Source organism: Corynebacterium kroppenstedtii DSM 44385, assembly GCF_000023145.1.
In the GTDB taxonomy this organism is placed as follows: domain Bacteria; phylum Actinomycetota; class Actinomycetes; order Mycobacteriales; family Mycobacteriaceae; genus Corynebacterium; species Corynebacterium kroppenstedtii.
This window is the reverse complement of sequence record NC_012704.1, coordinates 1,863,560-1,878,894: the sequence shown is the minus strand read 5'-3', so window position 1 is coordinate 1,878,894 and position 15,335 is coordinate 1,863,560. Positions and strand designations below refer to the sequence as shown.

The following is a 15,335-nucleotide window of genomic DNA, read 5'->3' as shown; positions in this document are numbered from 1 at the left end:
TGCCGCCCCTCACTGACTACTTCGAGACCTTGGCAGCTTTACGTGTGCTCTCCGGCTTGACGACATGAGCGACCATCGCCATATTCGGATTCGTCAAAATCGGCTGGACAGCACAGTTCGCACGAACCCAATACGCCATCGGATCATTCTCGCGCCACGCACCCACAGCGATCTGGCCTAGACCAGTGAGCTGATATTCCGGAGAATTCATCTCCACAGTCTGGCCCCACACCGTATAGCCCAACAGCCCAGATTGAGTCTCAGGAGGCAGGAAGTACACGGTGTTCTCGTCCAGGATGCGGCGAGAACCATTCCCATCCCGTACCGACTTCGAATACGAGGTGATAGCCGGTAGCCCCTGGTCCTGGAGCACAGCATTAATAGCCCCAGAAGAGACGCGAGCTAACTCGCCTGTCGTATTCGCAGAGTCCCGGAACTGCGCATTAACCTGCAGCTTCTGGATCACCTTGGGTGAAGCAATGATCGTGCCCGGCTTGGTGCCATTAGCATCCTCATACGCCATCGCCCAATCAATGATGTCTTCAAGCGCCGGAGCGTTGGGATCGTCCCAATGCTTCTTCGGTGTGACCTCGAACTCTTTATCGCGGCCAATACCTGCATCAACGATCGCGCCGTTTTCGGCGTAACGAACGCGGCCAGTGGTGAGAACATCGCCACGAGCCACTTCCACACGATTAGCCACCGCACGGACGACCGTTTCAGTGGCCTTAGTCATGTCGTCTTCCTGGAACTCGGCATTGCCCTGCCGGAAGCTGCGCAGCTGGTCCATCTCGTTGATGCGGACTTTCTGCCCAATGAGGGGCAGCTGCATTGTGGCCTTATGGCCACCGCCCATCGACCCGATAGGAGTCTCCGCATCGGCGGAACGTACCTCCGCCAGCCGGTTCGTATCTTCCTCGGTTTTCCAGGCGAAGAAAATGTCATTGACCAGCTGATCGGGGAAATAGGCGGACAGGGAGTACCCGTTGGCTTGAAGGTCAGTGAGGTAGTGGTTGGCATACACCGTTAAATCCTGAGGGGAAAGAACCTCAGTCCAAATCTGTGACGATCCCATTAAATATCACCTCGCAGTGATCCGACCTGATCAAAATTCGTCGAGCCATCCTCATTCCATAGAGAATCGGACGGCTCGTGAACGAAAGTGAACTCAGGATGATCGCATTCTGCGATTTTCACGCGGTTGTTTGAATCTGGAAGACGATCAACGCGGATACGGCCATGCCACACAATGGGTACAACCTCTCCAGGAACATTGTCCTGGTCAGTGAGCAAAAAACCGTCCACAGACTGCGTTTTCGATGTCACCGGAAGCCAGTAGTCGCCGTCACGGTGCAAAGCGGTGCCCGACGGTAAAACTGCCCGTCGAATATGGGTTGTCTTTTCCCCCAATGTTCCCGTCTCCGCATTGTCCACAGCATGACGTGAACCAAGCCAAGACAGGTCACTAGGAGAATACCGGTCAAATGTTGGCCGAATATGCATAATTCCCCCCGAATAGTTGATGAATGATGTTACGCCCCCCGACGTGCCTTACGGCGATTCCACAGCTCTTCACCTTTCGAAATGCCCTGGCCGGGCTGCTCCCATGTCAGTGACGAGCTAGGGGCGGTAGCAGTGCTGTGCTGCTTGATGAGCGTTTTCAGCGTGGAGTCTGCATCATCGGCATCAAGATCCAACTCGTCTACTGCTTTACAAAAGCGCTTCGAATCAAAGAGCTGACCAATGTTGCCGCCCAAATCTGCAATGCGCGTTGTCAGATCGTGATGCCGCGTCGCCTCAGCAAGTTGGCTCGTCGCCTCCGACAATTGTGAGCGAAGTGCCTCCACCGTTTCCTCAAGCTTGCCGTTCTCATCTTTCAACGAGTCAAGCTGGGCTGTAAGGTGTTTGACTTCCTCAAGCGACTTCTCTGCCCGTGTTTCCCATGTGCGGGAATGGGCGCGCATCTTCTCATACTTTTGTCGATAGTCACTAGAACTTGAATTCGACTCCGCCTTTTCGGCCTCGGATGCAGAGTCCTCAACTCCAGAGACCTTTTCGGCCTCCTGATCGGAGTGATCCCCCTCATGTGCAGTCACAGCTACTCCTCTATGTGCTTGTGTCAATTACGATCATGGCATTCATCCCTTCCGGACAGTACCGCAATCATCACACATTTTAGCACATACGTTCAATGGCTTAGATTCCCAACTTTTCGCATAGATGACAAAATATCCTCCGGCTTGCCAGTAGGAGACTGCTCCCGCCCCTCGGCATAAATCTTCTGAGCCCGAATCGTGCTGTCAGGAAGCTCAACCTTCCCTCGCTTCTTGCAAATCACCAGACACCGACAATGATCGTGATAATGCGCCCCCGCATGACCACCGCCTGCGGTTTCCCGCGTTTTGTAGGCAAAACCGCGTGACGCCATCAACATACAAAACGCACAAGCACCCGGATGTGCCACCCGAGCCCACGCCCCATTACCGTTCCATGCCGTCAACTCCGTCGTCTTGCGCTGCCGACCGTACAACTCGTCAGAGACAAGAAAACCCAAATTCTTCACCGTGGTGGCATACCCATCCTCTTCGAAGAACAACGGTCCGAAGTCATGGGCCATCCGGGCTTCCACACGATCAATATCAACTTTCTTCGGCTCCCACGCCACCGGGCGCATTCCCATATATTCTTCTTGCTCCTCGAGCCACGCCATTGTCGCGTCCGTGACTGATAGGCCATAGGCGTCGATGGTCTCCCGCGCTAGCTGCCGTAACAGGTCTTTTTGCTCATAAGGGTTGTCGGTGACGTCCGGGATGGTAGCGGCCTCCATGTTGAGTTCACGAATGGCCAGCGTCGTAATCTGATCGACCACTGGGGTAATCGATGTCCACGGGTGTTCAACATCCACGGTGGCCATTTATCTTCCCTCTTTCGCGTCTTGGCTGGCGTTCTCATCGGGAGAGGGGGCTTGTTCTGCTTCGGTCGCCCCGTCTTCGGTGTCGTTGGGGGAGCTGGATTGGTCGCTGTCCTTTTTGGATGCAGCCATGACCTTCGCGAGAGCAGAGAGACGCTTCCCCCGGTTTTCCTGCTCAATTCGCAGACGATCAGCAGCAGAGAAATGCAGGTTTTCGAGCAAAACCTGAGAATCAGGGGAGAGGACACCAGCGGAGAGGAGTTTGAGTGCCCAGTCGGCATCTGCGGCTTTCGACGCTGTCGCCGGGTCTCTCCAATCCACCTCGAGGTTATCGGCTAACCGATCCGCATCCACCTCATCATCAAATTCAGTCAGCGAAGCTAGTACCTGAGCGAGCGCAATCAAGTCCGGGTTCATCAGCTCGGTTTTGATTTCTGAGGCGCGAATAAGCTGCTCTTTCCACACGCGGATGGAATCACCCGATGGCGGGTTTTGCGTCATGAATCCGAAGTACTGAGCCGGGATTTTCGATTCCGAGGCGATGAGCTGGGAATAGGCTCGTACCTGTTCAATGAATGGGGTCGGGGGTGAGGAGGCAAATTGCCCGACACTGGGCTGCTTTTGGTCGTCCTCGTCGCCATTGAGGACGAGCATCTTGCCGATGGACGTGCGCCACCCCATCTCAACGCGGTCAAATTCAGACATGCCGTCAGGGTCGTAACCAAAGTCTTCGGGTGAGGCCCCCGTAGCCCACCTTTGAGGTGAGGCATAGAACTCGGAATTGTATTCCATGTTTTCTAGTGTTCGAGCTGCTGCGTCGGTGAGATATTGCACGGCTGGCGTGATTTCTGATTGCCCTGACCAGTGGGAGGTGCGTAGCCTGTTGCGCAACCTGAACATGGGGAACCCGTTGTCGGGGATGGGGTATCTCTGGACTGATTGAATCCGGGTTGTATCCTGCAGCACGATGACGATTTGCCCACGTAGGTAGAGGACTTCGCGATAATAGCCTTGTGAATCAACCCCGGACCGTCGGTAGCCAGCCACTGGACTATTGGTGGCATCATCCCACAACAGTGATCCGGACATAGGCGACACGGAGCGCAGTCGGACTTGGCCCGTCGTGTCCGGCTCGACAGCAAGTAGGCCTAGCCCAAAGATCAGCATGTCTAAAATGGCTTCTGAGACGCGCAGCGGAACATTGAACCGGCGGGTGATGGTGCGCATCTGGTCGGGATAGTCTGGGGAGATAAAGCCGTCCATGCGTAGCAAGTCGCCATAGGTATCGACGATGGTTGCTGGCCAGCCTGATACCACCCCAATATCTCCGAGGGTGCGTGGCACAGCTACGCCGATTCGCCGGACTCGGTGTGTGCCGTCATAGTAGGCGGCTAGCCGCTCGTTGCTGGCTCGGTGTGATCCGACCTGACTGCTCAGTAGGCTTAGAATGTCGTCTTCCGTTTGCGTTAGTCCACCGGTCATAGGACAAACGACCCCCTTCTCTTCTTATGTTTCGTCATCCCCCGTGACACAGCGTCAAGGTAGCATTTATAGGCCATGACCGCTGCATATGCTGCGTCAATTTTATCAGCAGATTCCGGAGATGATTTGTAGAGCAAATATCCGGTTCGTACTTCTCGCCGCCGCGCATTAAGCAAGTGGGCCCGAAGATAAGCGCCACCGTCATAGCTGATCTCACGGTGAACAACCGCCTGCCGAAACTGGGTCAACGATTGGTATACAGCCGCTGTCTTCCCCCGAGGCCAGGCCATCATAGGATGATCCGAGGTGGCGCGAACCTTGAGTTTCGGTGAAAACGTCGCCTCCCAACTTGACACATGCTCGGTCCACCCGGACGGGTCGCAGTACATGCCGACCACCTTGTATCGGTCAAAGCAGTCTCGAACAACCGCATCAACTTGCTTGACATCTGGTTCCCAGGTGGGATCACGGGGAGTTGGTGATTGCCACACTGCAATTTCAAAAAGGTGCCCGTCCGAAACGCGCATCCCCACCAGGGCGGTTGCGTCAGCGTTGCCTCGGACACGGCCTCGTGATCCGTCGAAACCGAGCACGACCTTATCGCCTGGCTGGATGGCTTTGCCACGATCCTCGATGGCGTCCACCTCAAGGTGAGAAAGGTACGAATCGGAGGCTGACACTATCTGGTTAAGGTAAAACTGTCGGGAATCGGACGGGTCGGTCGACGGGTCCCATATTTCAGTAATAATCCGTTCAATATCTACCCAGCCTCCCCGATCTCGTGCTGAGTCCCCGTAGGCATAGACCAGCCCTTGATAGAGGGAGTCGTGGTCGGAAAGATCAGTGTCGGCGGGGGCTTCCCTGTGGTCGACCAGGATGGTTTCCCGCTTGAGCCGCCCCTGTTTTTCAAGTTCGACAGCCTGGAATGTCTTCTCTGCTACGGAGCCTGATCCGGGGCGGAATGCGTTCGGTGTTTCAATGGAGTGTCCTCCCACTTTTCCGAGGTTGCGTCGCAGAGTGTCGGCTAGTGCGACACCACCATTTGAGCGTGTCCATGATTCCGTCTGATCGAGGGCCGCCCACACTGGCCTGCCACCCTCCTTAGATAAAGCGCCGGAGGTGATGAATTCTATGCGGCCGCGAGGTAGAGCGATAAAACTCTCCATGGGGTCGATGTCGTAGTTGTTTACTGCTGGCCCATCACGGAGCATTTCGAGGAGTGGCCCGTAGGCGTTTTTTGACTGGTCTTCGTTAACAGCTGCGAATTGGATGCGTGGTGTGACGTGGTGAGACCAGGGGATTCCGACTGGTTGTCCGGCTGCGTCCCATCCGCCGAAGCAGACGGGGCCGAGCGCTTCGAGTGCTCCGATAGCGCCCATGAGTGGGGATTTTCCGGAGCCTTTGGGGCGGGAGAATATTCCTCGGGTGTATGTTCTCTGTCCTGTTTCCGGGTCGAGTCGGTAGTAGTGGATGAGGAAGTTGGCTTGGTCTGGGGTCAGGATGAGTGGCCTGTATTCGGCGGAGTCTGGTTGTGCGAGGTTTTCCTCTATCCAGGCCAGGCATTCCCACCCGAGAGAGGGGAATTCTCCGGCCTCGCTGGGTTTAAATGGCATGGGTTAATCAACTGCTTTCAGGCTGCGGTAGCGGCCTCGGACGTCGGCGGCGGCGCGGGAGGCGCGGCGCTTGTCTTCTGCTTCGTCAGCGGTGGCCATGGTGATGCGGTGGCGTGCCAGGCTGTCGGGTGTGATGCCGTATTGGGCGAGTTGTAGTCGTCGTTCTGGGCCTAGTCGGGTGTCGCCTCGGTTGAAAGCGTCGTCGATGACCATGGTGCGGGCAAGGTCGAGCCACTGTGTTTGTTGGAGGCCTTGCGTTTTAAGTGGTGGGAAGGTGGCGAGGGTGTCCCAGAATTGGAGTGTTTGGTCTGTCCAGGGTTGTTGTGTTGCCGGGTTGGTGTCTCCGTAGATGTCTTCGAGTGCGGGTTGGGGGACAAAGGAGACAACGATTTCCCGTTGCGGAATGTTTTGTTCGTTTCTTCTCGCACGTGCGTTTGGGTTTTTGGGTGCTGGTCCCCGTCCTGGCATAGGTTTTCCTCCTGACTATGGGATTATATTCGTATGCGTGTTCGATTATAGTGTGTTATGCTGGGAGTGCAGCTGCGCTAGGGGGGACTGTGGCCCTGGGTTGTTTTTCAGCCTGGGGCCCTTTCTTTTATTTGTGGGGTGTTGCGAGGGTGGCTCTGACTGTGCGTTCGAGTCCCCTTTTTTGTCTTTTTCGGTCTGTGACGGGGTGGAAAAGTCCGCAAAAAGTCCGCAAAAAATCCGCACGAGGTCGTGTAGCCACACTATTAACGGTAATACTCATACTAACCGAATCGCGTTGACCTGCAGATATGGCAAAGTAGCAGGTTAAATGAAAATAGCTGAAAGATTCTGGACATCTTCGAGGGAACGCAGCAGATCCAGCAGTTGGTTGTTGCCCGCCGCGAGCTGGGGCTGAGCTCTAAGGAACTGAAGTAGTGAGGTAAGCGGAGTAGCGGGCGAGGGCTTAACCGCTCTCGCTATTCCGCTCGCGCCGGGATTGTGCGATCGACAGCGTGTGTCCGCCGTGTAGTACGAAACTCGTGCATGACGACAGCCCTGCCACATCTGCAGACACGTTAGCTAGGGACGTTAAGTAGAGTATCCACTCATGATCTTCTTAGGTGCAGTTGTTGCTGCTCTTGCGGCCCTCCTTCATGTGTTCATCTTTTATTTAGAGTCGGTGGCGTGGACTGGTTCTCGCGCGCGATCAGTATTCGGGATGAGCGAAGACGAAGCAGTATCTACAAAGGAACTAGCCTTTAACCAGGGATTTTATAACCTCTTTCTCGCCTTCGAGGTGTTTGTAGCCCTCGGTTTCCTGGTCGCAGGGGCGACGGCCGTCGGTGGTGCCTTAGCCCTCGCCGGCGTCGGGTCGATGCTTGCTGCGGCGCTCGTTTTGTGGATATGGTCACCCGACAAGCGCAGTGCAGCCGTCAAACAGGGGTCACTCCCTCTGCTCGCCGTCATTCTCATCACCATCGGACTCTGTGCGTAGCAACAGTGCTGCACAACCGGGGGGCAACTCCTGAGCGCTGCGAAAAACTAAAGCGCCTACGTCGTACCCGTATTTTCCACCCGGAAAGAACCCGGAAAGAACCCGAAGAGCTCCCAGAATGAATCCGGAAACGAGAATAAGCGGGTTCGTTATACTGTCGGCATGGCTTCTTCGCTTGATGGACGTTTGTACCGCTCGGAGATCATCGAGGATCTCACCCGTCGTGTCGCAGCGTTAAAAGATGCTGGTTACCAGCCGGGTTTAGGCACAGTGCTGGTTGGTGATGATCCCGGCAGCCAAGCGTACGTCCGCATGAAGCACAAGGACTGCGAGCAGATCGGCATCCGCTCCATTCGTAAGGACCTCCCGTCGGATATTTCCCAGGAGGACCTCTCTGCCGTTATCGATGAGCTCAATGCCGACGATGCTTGCACCGGCTATATTGTTCAGCTCCCGTTGCCGAAGCACCTGGACGAAAACGCTGTGTTGGAGCAGATTGACCCGGAGAAAGACGCTGATGGCCTGCATCCGGTGAACTTGGGGAAGCTGGTGCTGAATGAGCCGGCCCCGCTGCCGTGTACGCCCAATGGCTGCATTCATTTGTTGCGACGTTTCGGCGTGGAGCTCAATGGTGCGAAAGTCGTCATTATCGGCAGGGGGATTACCGTCGGCCGACCGCTCGGCTTGATGCTCACCCGTCGAAGCGAGAACAGCACGGTGACCCTGTGTCACACCGGGACGAAAGATGTGGTGGCCGAGACTCGCGCGGCCGACGTCGTTATTGCCGCAGCTGGTAAACCACACATGTTGACCGCGGACATGATTAAGCCCGGTGCCGCCGTGTTGGATGTGGGTGTTTCTCGTGTCGACGGCAAGCTGACGGGCGATGTTGCGCCCGATGTGTGGGATAAAGCAGCGTGGGTGAGCCCGAACCCCGGGGGCGTCGGGCCGATGACCCGTTCGTTCCTGATGGCGAATGTGGTGGAACGCGGTGAGCGTTTGGCGGGGATAGCTTAATGAGTAGCACTGGGAAGACACGCATTCCCGACGCATACGTGAAGTGGGGGGACCACCTGAGGGGGACCACCTCGCAGAAGTCGATGCTGTCGAATCCTCACGACGGGGACTTCGTCTCCCGGATCCCGTTGGTGTACCAGCGCATCGTGGTGGCCCTTTTTGTGGTCGGGATGTCTGTTGCCGCGCTCTTCGTTGCGTTCGAGCACTGGCGTCGGGGGTCATTTGTGATGGGGGCCAGCATGGTGTGGCTGGCCATCGCCCGCGCGACGTGCGATTCGGAAACTTTGGGCGTTCTCTCCGTTCGGTCTCGTCGCTTTGATGTTGCTTTCTGTTTCGGCGTGGGCCTGGTGGTGCTGTACTTAGCCGTGTCGATGGACGCGATGGCCGGGTAGGCCGGCCGCGTGATCTGGACCTGCCAGGTCATCACAACCGGCCGCGCCCCGTCGACCTCGCAACACTATTTCGGTGTGATCGTGATCCGCACGTTCTTGTCGTGCGCCGTGACATGCACCGTCGTGCCGTCTTTAGCGACCTCAGCCGTCCCACCTTCAACATTGATGCTGAACCCGTTGGGGTAGTTCACGGTAGGAACGACAACCTCGCTGGTGATGTCCTTATCGAACGTTCCCTTGCCGTCCACGCGGTCCGTCGTCCAGCTGGCCGTGTAGGTTTTTGCCTTCGGATCCCAGTGCGTCGATGTCGGCGTACCGGCAGCAGCACGCAGGTGAGGTGCCGCAACAATGGCGAGCTTGTCCTTGTTCACAGCGTCGGCAGTGACCGGCCCACCAACGGTGGGATCAGCGACAATGCCTTGTTCCTTCTGGTTTTGGGTGGTTGGATCGTCACACCCGCAGTAGGACCAGTACTGCCATCCGGTGAGGTGCTGGCGGGCTAGGTTGGTGACGCCGAGCAGGGTGTCGGCGTCGTCGGTCGCGCCGAATTCGGAGAGCAGCGTCGCCGAGTTGTTAGCAGCGGACACCTTGTCGGCATTGTCGAAAGTGATGCCGTCGGGGATGGTGCATCCGGTGTACGTGCCAGCGATGGCGTTGGTGGGGCAGTACACGTGCCAGCTGAGCGCGGTTCCTGCAGATGCCGGGACGCGTGGTGCCGTCGGGCGAGTGTTGAAGCCCATGTTCCACATGGAGTAGGGCTCGTAGTGAACGATCGCCTGGGGGTCCGCGGCGGTGATGGAATCCGCGGCCTTTTGGTGGAGCGCGTCGAGGTGCTGGGTGGCCGCCCCACAATTGCCGAGAGCGAGGTAGCACAGCGGGTATGCGCTGCCGGGCCACGGTTCATTCATGATGTCGTACCCCATCATGCCTGGTAGCGACCCCATTTTCTCGGCGACGTGCTTCCACATGGCAGCATAGCGTTCTTGCAGGCCAACGCCACCGGGGCCGGGCTTATTCGTCAGGAAGTTGTCATAGGCGCGGATCAGGCCGATGTTGACCGCTTGGTTCGTCGGGAAGCCGACTTTCAGCAGGCTCGGCAGACCGTCGTCGATAACCGCCCAGTCAGGGGCGAACTCGCCTTCGAACTTCTCGTTGTACATGTCCTGGTGGGCGTCGATCAGCGTCATGATGCCGCGTTTGCTCAGCATCTTGACAGTGTTCGCGATAGAGTCCAGGTATGCGTCGTCGTACTGTCCCGGTTCGGGCTCGACGGCTTTCCAAATGATGCCCAGGCGGACGGAGTCAAAACCTTCCTTGGCAAGCCAATCGGCGTCGTCCTCGTTGACGCTACCGGCTTCGGCGGTGTACGGCGGGTGTTTGTACACCATGTTGACGCCCTGGGTAAGGACCGCGCGGCCGTTGCCGTCGGTGTACCATTTTCCGCTTTGCCCGATGTGCTCTCGGGCGGTGATGGAGGCCGGTTCCTGTTGGCTTCCGGCCTGGGCCGTGCGTGGTATCAAAGTCATTGCCGACGCCACCAGCACGGCGGCTGCGATGATGGCGAACAGTGCGCGACTATGTGTTGCCGCCAACCCGCGGGTACGTGTTGCAAACGATGCGCGGTGTGGCGCGGGGGAGCTGCTCGGGCGTTAGGGTAGGGGCGTTGTGCTTAGGCGGCGGTCGGCCCGTGAGCACGTCGCTTCATCTATGAGGAGGTTAAAGGAAGAATGGCAGGGGTTTCACACGTTTCAGGCGATTCACGCGTTTCGGCGGTTTCGGAGGCTTCCCGTGGTGACGAGGATGTGACCATCCGGCGCGCTCAGGAGGATGATAGGGATTTCCTTATCCGCATGAACCACTTGACGGAGACGTGGGGCGATGAGGACGCTGCCCAGGAGCGGGACTTTTCCGAATCGGACTGTCACTACGTCGGCAAGTGGACCCCTGACCAGGGCGGAGTGATTGTGGTTCAGGATGGTGAGCCGATTGGTGCGGCGTGGTTGCGTACGTTTACCGCAGAGGATCCGGGGACCGGTTTCGTGGAGGAGAAGTATCCGGAGGTGGCGATCGCTCTGGCACCAGGTCACACTGGCGAGGGTCTCGGGCGTCGCTTATTGACGGCTGCCCTGGATCAGGCGCGGGATGATGGGCGCCCCGGAGTGAGTTTGTGCGTAGAGAAGGGTAATGACCGTGCCCAGGCGTTGTATGAGAAACTTGGTTTTCGCTACGTGACGACAAGGGAGTCTGAGGGTAGTACATACACGGTGATGGTTCATACGTATGAATGATCGGACTAATGATCGGAGCAAAACTCTATGAAATCCATGGTCACTGATTATTTGGACGAGGTTCTCGAGGACGTTCGCCCAGGTGATCGGGGTGCTCCCGCGAGCTACATTCCGGAACTAGCCAATGTTGACCCCGAGAGATTCGGTGTGAGCTTGGCGACGATCGACGGCAAGGTGTACGGCTCGGGTGATACCGAGACCGAGTTCACCATTCAGTCGATCGCGAAGCCATTTGTGTATGCGCTTGCCCTGGAAGACCGTGGTTTTCGTGACGTGTTGAAGCGTGTCAGCGTGGAACCGTCCGGTGAGGCTTTCAACGAGGTGTCCCTAGACGAGGAAGGCCGCCCGCTCAACCCGATGATTAATGCGGGCGCGCTGACGACGCATTCCTTGGTGGGCGGCGACGATTGGACCCAGGGCCAGCGCTTGCAGCGGATCATCGACGGGTTGTCAGCCTTCGCTGGCCGTCGGCTGCAGGTTGATGAGCGGGTGTGCGGCTCGGAGCTGGACCATGCCCACCGGAACTTGTCTATCGCCCACATGCTCCGCAGCTACGACATATTCCCCCAGGATCCGCGCGTGATCGTGGAGGGCTACACGCGGTCCTGCTCTCTTCTGGTATCGACGCGGGACCTGGCGATCATGGCCGCGACCTTGGCGAATAAGGGCATCAACCCGATCACTGGCGAGAAGGTGGTGTCGGGTCGCGTGGTCCGCCAGGTGTTGAGCGTCATGACGACGTGCGGCATGTATGACGCCGCGGGCGACTGGGTGACCCAGGTCGGCATCCCGGCTAAGTCGGGCGTCGCGGGTGGTTTGATCGGCGCGTTGCCTGGTCAGATTGGGGTGGCGACGTTCTCGCCTCGGCTGGACGAGCATGGCAATAGTGTGCGTGGCGTCCGCCTGTTTGAGCGGATGTCCCGGGATATGGGGATCCACCTCATGGAGGTTCCGCCGTCGGTGCAGACGGTGATCCGGAACACGACGGTGCTGGTCCAGGACCTGACTGACGACGAAAAGTCGCAGGGGGTGAAGCCGCAAAAGATCAAGGTCTATTCGATCCAGGGGAGTTTGCGTTTCGCTGGTGCGGAGAAGATTGTCCGCGAGTTCTCTAGCACGACGATTAAAGAGCCGGCGGTGGCCCTGGACTTGACCGATGTTCACGCGTTGGATGGGGTCGCGCGGCGCATGATTCTGGAGGTGGCTCGCCGTTTAACTCTGGACGGGAAGCGCGTGTATCTGATCGACCCGGCGGATGTTATTCCGAAGCCCGATCCAGGTGATGGTGGGCAGGTCATTGTTGTGCAGGATCGCGCGGAGCTCAGGGCCCATCAGCCGGAGAAGCGTAAGAAGGGGAAGAAAGGTAAGTCCGCTAAGAAAGGGAAGAAGAAATAGCCGACGTTAGGCCTGATGAGCCTGGTGCCGCACACGCGAAACCCAGTGTTTCGTCGCGAATACGACCATGAATGTGCAGCCCTGCACGACCACTATCATGCCTCCGCTGGATACGTCGGTCCAGTAGCTGATTAGCAGGCCGCTCATGGCCGTCACCCAGCTGATAACCGGCGTCCAAATGAGGGTGCTGCGCATGCGCGCGAAAATGAGAAGGCTGATCGCGCCGGGGGTGATCAGCATGGCGACAACGAGGATCACGCCCACCGCCTGCATCGACGCCACAATGACGAGCGCGAGCATGGTCAGCATGAATCCGCGCATGAGTGTGGGATTGATGCCGAGCGACCGGGCGTTGATCGCGTCGAAACTCCAGAGAGTAATGTCCCGCCGTTTAATCAGGACAAGTGCCGACGCCAGTAGCGCGATGACGACAACTTGGATGAGGGCGGATTGCCGCACACCCAGGAGATTTCCGAAGAGGATGGAGTGGAGGTCGGTTGTCGACGGCGTCATGGAGATGAGTACCAGACCGAACGCGAAAAACGTGGTGAAGACGATGCCGATGGCGGTGTCGTCTTTGAGGTTTGTTTTTCCGCGGATGGTTCCGATAAGGCCGACGGTGAGCAGTGCGGCGATCAGCGCGCCGATGGAGAACGGGGTGCCCAGGATGTAGGAGATCACGACGCCGGGAAGGACGGCGTGCGAGATCGCATCGCCTAAGAGCGACCATCCCAGCAGAATTATCCAGGCGGAGAGAAGTCCGGTGCACAGTGCCGTCACAGAGGTGACGATGACAGCGCGCTGCATGAAGCTATAGGTGAATGGTTCGATAAACGCTGATGCGAGTGATGCGTGGATCGGTGCGCCAGAAAACGTGTCAGGGAACGCGCCGGTTAACGCAAAGGGGTTCATTCTGCGTCGCCGTCCTTCCTCATATCCTCCATCAGCGCGGTTCCCAACAAAACGCTGGGCGAAGCGGCGAAGAGCGTGTCGTCCGGTGCCCCGTCGCTAATAATTGTTTTTTGCAGGACAAGGATCCGATCCATCGAGCGAAGCGTGCCGAGGTGGTGCGTTGAAAGCAGGATGAGGGCGCCGCGATCGCGCCGGGCGGTGAGCACGCGGAATAAGACTTCTTCGGTGTCCTGATCAACGCCGGCGAAGGGCTCATCCAAGATGAGGATCGGCGCCTGGGTGGCGAGTGCGCGAGCGATGAAAACGCGCTTCTTCTGCCCTCCGGAGAGCTGCCGGATGGAGCGGGTGGCGTAGGCGGTCATTCCTACGCTGGCCAGCGCCTCGTCGGCAGTGGTTTTGTTGTCGCGAGTGGGGTGCCGGAATGCGGTGAGGACAACGTCGCGCACGGTCATGGGGAAATCCCAGTTCACGGCCTCGGTTTGCGGCATGTAGGTGATGCGCCCGTCGACGGTCAGGGTCCCGGTGGTGGGGCGCAGTTGGCCGGTGATGGCGTTGAATAGCGTCGATTTGCCGGCGCCGTTCGCCCCGATGATCGCGGTCATGCTTCCGGGGAAGAACGACGCGGTGACGTCGCGCAGTGCGGTCACGGGTTCGCCGGAGTTGTGCGTGTAGGTCACTCCGAGATTATCGACGCTGACCAGGGGTTTTCGCGGTGTTTCGGCCTGCATTAGCTGGTGAGTCCTTTGCTGATGGTGTCGGCGTCGTACCGGATGAGGTCCAGGTAGGTGGGGACGGGGCCGTCTTGGTCGGACAGCGAGTCGACGTAGAGGATGCCGCCGTCTTTTGCCCCGGTGGCGCGGACGATTTGTTCGCGGGGGCCGGAGTCCACGGTGGATTCGCAGAACACGGCGGGGACCTGGTGTTCGCGCACGAACTCCTCGGTCTCCTTCATGCGTTGAGGTGTGGCTTCGGTTTCCGCGTTGACGGGCCAGATGTAATGCTCGGTGAGCCCCGCGTCTTTGGCTAAGTAGGAGAACGCTCCTTCGCAGGTCACGAGCGCGCGCTTGTCCTTGGGGACGGTCTCGAGGTCCGCGCGGAGGTCGTTACCGATGGTGTCCAGCTTGTCGGAGTATTTCTTCGCGTTGTCGTTGTAGTCGTCTTTGTGGTCGGGATCGATGTCCCCGAGAGCCTTCGCGATGGTGGTCGCGTACTTCTTCACGTTGGTGGGGCTCATCCACGCGTGCGGGTTGTCCTCGCCGCTGGCTTCACCGTCGGTGATCGGGAGTGGCTCAATCCCATCCGTGGCGACGACGCGTTTGGCGTCGGAATTGCTGGTGAGCTTGTCCAACCAGTGCTCGAGCCCGAGACCATTCGAGATGATGAGGTCCGCTTTTGCTGCCGATTTGAGGTCCGACGGGGTGGGGTCGTAGCCATGGATTTCGGTGCCGGGCTTGGTGAGGGAGTTGACGTTGACGTGGTCGCCGGCGACGTTCCGGGCGATGTCGGCGAGGACCGTGAACGTTGCCAAGACGTCTTTCTTCCCATTGTCATCGTCGGAGAGGGCGCTGCAGCCGCTGGCAGTGAGCCCGACGACGAGCGCGGCGGCGATGGCGGGCAGGATTTTTGCGTGTCGACGGGGGTGTTTGGATGCGGTGGATCGTGAGCGCGGATTATGCGTCGGGGAGGAAGCGCCGAGTGAGGGAGCCATGTGAATCCTTACGTTCGGGTGTTAGTTCTTAGTTTTCGGTTGTCGTTTCTTGGGGATTGGGGACGTGGTGGATATGTCCGTTTATCAGGGATTTAGCGGAAGGTAGTGCCCGGATATACCAACCCCCTGAATAAAAAATTCATCGTGTTCATTAT

At 58.1% G+C, this 15,335-nt stretch carries 16 protein-coding genes and 1 pseudogene; 6 read left to right on the top strand and 11 right to left on the bottom strand.

Going from position 1 to position 15,335, the window contains the following annotated elements; translation table 11 throughout:
• Positions 1 to 16: 16 nt before the first annotated feature.
• The 7 genes from CKROP_RS07850 to CKROP_RS10785 form a co-directional block, all read right to left on the bottom strand.
• Complete coding sequence (locus tag CKROP_RS07850) at positions 17 to 1,075, bottom strand: major capsid protein (protein ID WP_012732202.1); 1,059 nt, start codon at positions 1,073 to 1,075, stop codon at positions 17 to 19.
• Positions 1,075 to 1,503, bottom strand: a complete 429-nt coding sequence (locus CKROP_RS10790; protein WP_012732201.1) for a hypothetical protein — start codon at positions 1,501 to 1,503, stop codon at positions 1,075 to 1,077. The genes CKROP_RS07850 and CKROP_RS10790 overlap by 1 nt, the downstream gene beginning before the upstream one ends.
• A 29-nt stretch (positions 1,504 to 1,532) precedes the next feature.
• Positions 1,533 to 2,096: a hypothetical protein gene (locus tag CKROP_RS07840; RefSeq protein WP_012732200.1), complete on the bottom strand. Its 564-nt coding sequence runs from the start codon at positions 2,094 to 2,096 to the stop codon at positions 1,533 to 1,535.
• Positions 2,097 to 2,188: 92 nt separating this feature from the next.
• Complete coding sequence (locus tag CKROP_RS07835) at positions 2,189 to 2,914, bottom strand: VG15 protein (RefSeq protein ID WP_012732199.1); 726 nt, start codon at positions 2,912 to 2,914, stop codon at positions 2,189 to 2,191.
• Entirely contained in the window at positions 2,915 to 4,393 is a 1,479-nt protein-coding gene (locus tag CKROP_RS07830; RefSeq protein WP_012732198.1) for a phage portal protein, read from the bottom strand. It lies immediately after the preceding gene.
• A complete protein-coding gene (locus CKROP_RS07825) occupies positions 4,390 to 6,006 on the bottom strand; it encodes a terminase large subunit domain-containing protein (RefSeq protein WP_012732197.1) in 1,617 nt (538 codons plus the stop codon). The genes CKROP_RS07830 and CKROP_RS07825 overlap by 4 nt, the downstream gene beginning before the upstream one ends.
• Before the next feature lie 3 nt (positions 6,007 to 6,009).
• Entirely contained in the window at positions 6,010 to 6,474 is a 465-nt protein-coding gene (locus tag CKROP_RS10785; protein WP_012732196.1) for a phage terminase small subunit, read from the bottom strand.
• 342 nt (positions 6,475 to 6,816) lie between these two features.
• Between CKROP_RS10785 and CKROP_RS11725 the strand changes: the two are divergent.
• The 4 genes and pseudogenes from CKROP_RS11725 to CKROP_RS07805 form a co-directional block, all read left to right on the top strand.
• Positions 6,817 to 6,909 (top strand): annotated as a pseudogene (locus CKROP_RS11725) (hypothetical protein); the annotation flags it as partial.
• Positions 6,910 to 7,081: 172 nt separating this feature from the next.
• Positions 7,082 to 7,468 carry a DUF1304 domain-containing protein gene (locus tag CKROP_RS07815; RefSeq protein WP_012732195.1) on the top strand — a complete coding sequence of 129 codons (387 nt, stop codon included), beginning with the start codon at positions 7,082 to 7,084 and terminating at the stop codon, positions 7,466 to 7,468.
• A 162-nt stretch (positions 7,469 to 7,630) separates the two neighbouring features.
• Positions 7,631 to 8,485, top strand: coding sequence for a bifunctional methylenetetrahydrofolate dehydrogenase/methenyltetrahydrofolate cyclohydrolase (locus CKROP_RS07810; RefSeq protein WP_012732194.1), 855 nt, complete (start codon positions 7,631 to 7,633; stop codon positions 8,483 to 8,485).
• Positions 8,485 to 8,877, top strand: coding sequence for a DUF3017 domain-containing protein (locus CKROP_RS07805; protein ID WP_012732193.1), 393 nt, complete (start codon positions 8,485 to 8,487; stop codon positions 8,875 to 8,877). The genes CKROP_RS07810 and CKROP_RS07805 overlap by 1 nt, the downstream gene beginning before the upstream one ends.
• A gap of 65 nt (positions 8,878 to 8,942) precedes the next feature.
• Here CKROP_RS07805 and CKROP_RS07800 read toward each other — a convergent pair whose 3' ends face one another.
• Complete coding sequence (locus tag CKROP_RS07800; RefSeq protein ID WP_012732192.1) at positions 8,943 to 10,403, bottom strand: cellulase family glycosylhydrolase; 1,461 nt, start codon at positions 10,401 to 10,403, stop codon at positions 8,943 to 8,945.
• Between the two features lie 201 nt (positions 10,404 to 10,604).
• Here CKROP_RS07800 and CKROP_RS07795 point away from each other — a divergent pair, with 201 nt between their 5' ends.
• Together CKROP_RS07795 and CKROP_RS07790 are read left to right on the top strand one after the other, a co-directional pair.
• Complete coding sequence (locus tag CKROP_RS07795) at positions 10,605 to 11,165, top strand: GNAT family N-acetyltransferase (RefSeq protein ID WP_012732191.1); 561 nt, start codon at positions 10,605 to 10,607, stop codon at positions 11,163 to 11,165.
• A gap of 27 nt (positions 11,166 to 11,192) precedes the next feature.
• Positions 11,193 to 12,560: a glutaminase gene (locus tag CKROP_RS07790; protein WP_012732190.1), complete on the top strand. Its 1,368-nt coding sequence runs from the start codon at positions 11,193 to 11,195 to the stop codon at positions 12,558 to 12,560.
• Between the two features lie 6 nt (positions 12,561 to 12,566).
• Here the strand turns inward: CKROP_RS07790 and CKROP_RS07785 are convergent, their stop codons facing one another.
• Genes CKROP_RS07785 through CKROP_RS07775 form a run of 3 tightly spaced genes read right to left on the bottom strand, consistent with a single transcriptional unit; the run spans position 12,567 to position 15,180 of the window.
• On the bottom strand, positions 12,567 to 13,472 hold the full coding sequence (locus CKROP_RS07785; protein ID WP_012732189.1) for a metal ABC transporter permease: 906 nt from the start codon (positions 13,470 to 13,472) through the stop codon (positions 12,567 to 12,569).
• Positions 13,469 to 14,200, bottom strand: a complete 732-nt coding sequence (locus CKROP_RS07780) for a metal ABC transporter ATP-binding protein (RefSeq protein ID WP_012732188.1) — start codon at positions 14,198 to 14,200, stop codon at positions 13,469 to 13,471. The genes CKROP_RS07785 and CKROP_RS07780 overlap by 4 nt, the downstream gene beginning before the upstream one ends.
• On the bottom strand, positions 14,200 to 15,180 hold the full coding sequence (locus CKROP_RS07775) for a metal ABC transporter substrate-binding protein (RefSeq protein WP_012732187.1): 981 nt from the start codon (positions 15,178 to 15,180) through the stop codon (positions 14,200 to 14,202). The genes CKROP_RS07780 and CKROP_RS07775 overlap by 1 nt, the downstream gene beginning before the upstream one ends.
• Positions 15,181 to 15,335 lie beyond the last annotated feature (155 nt).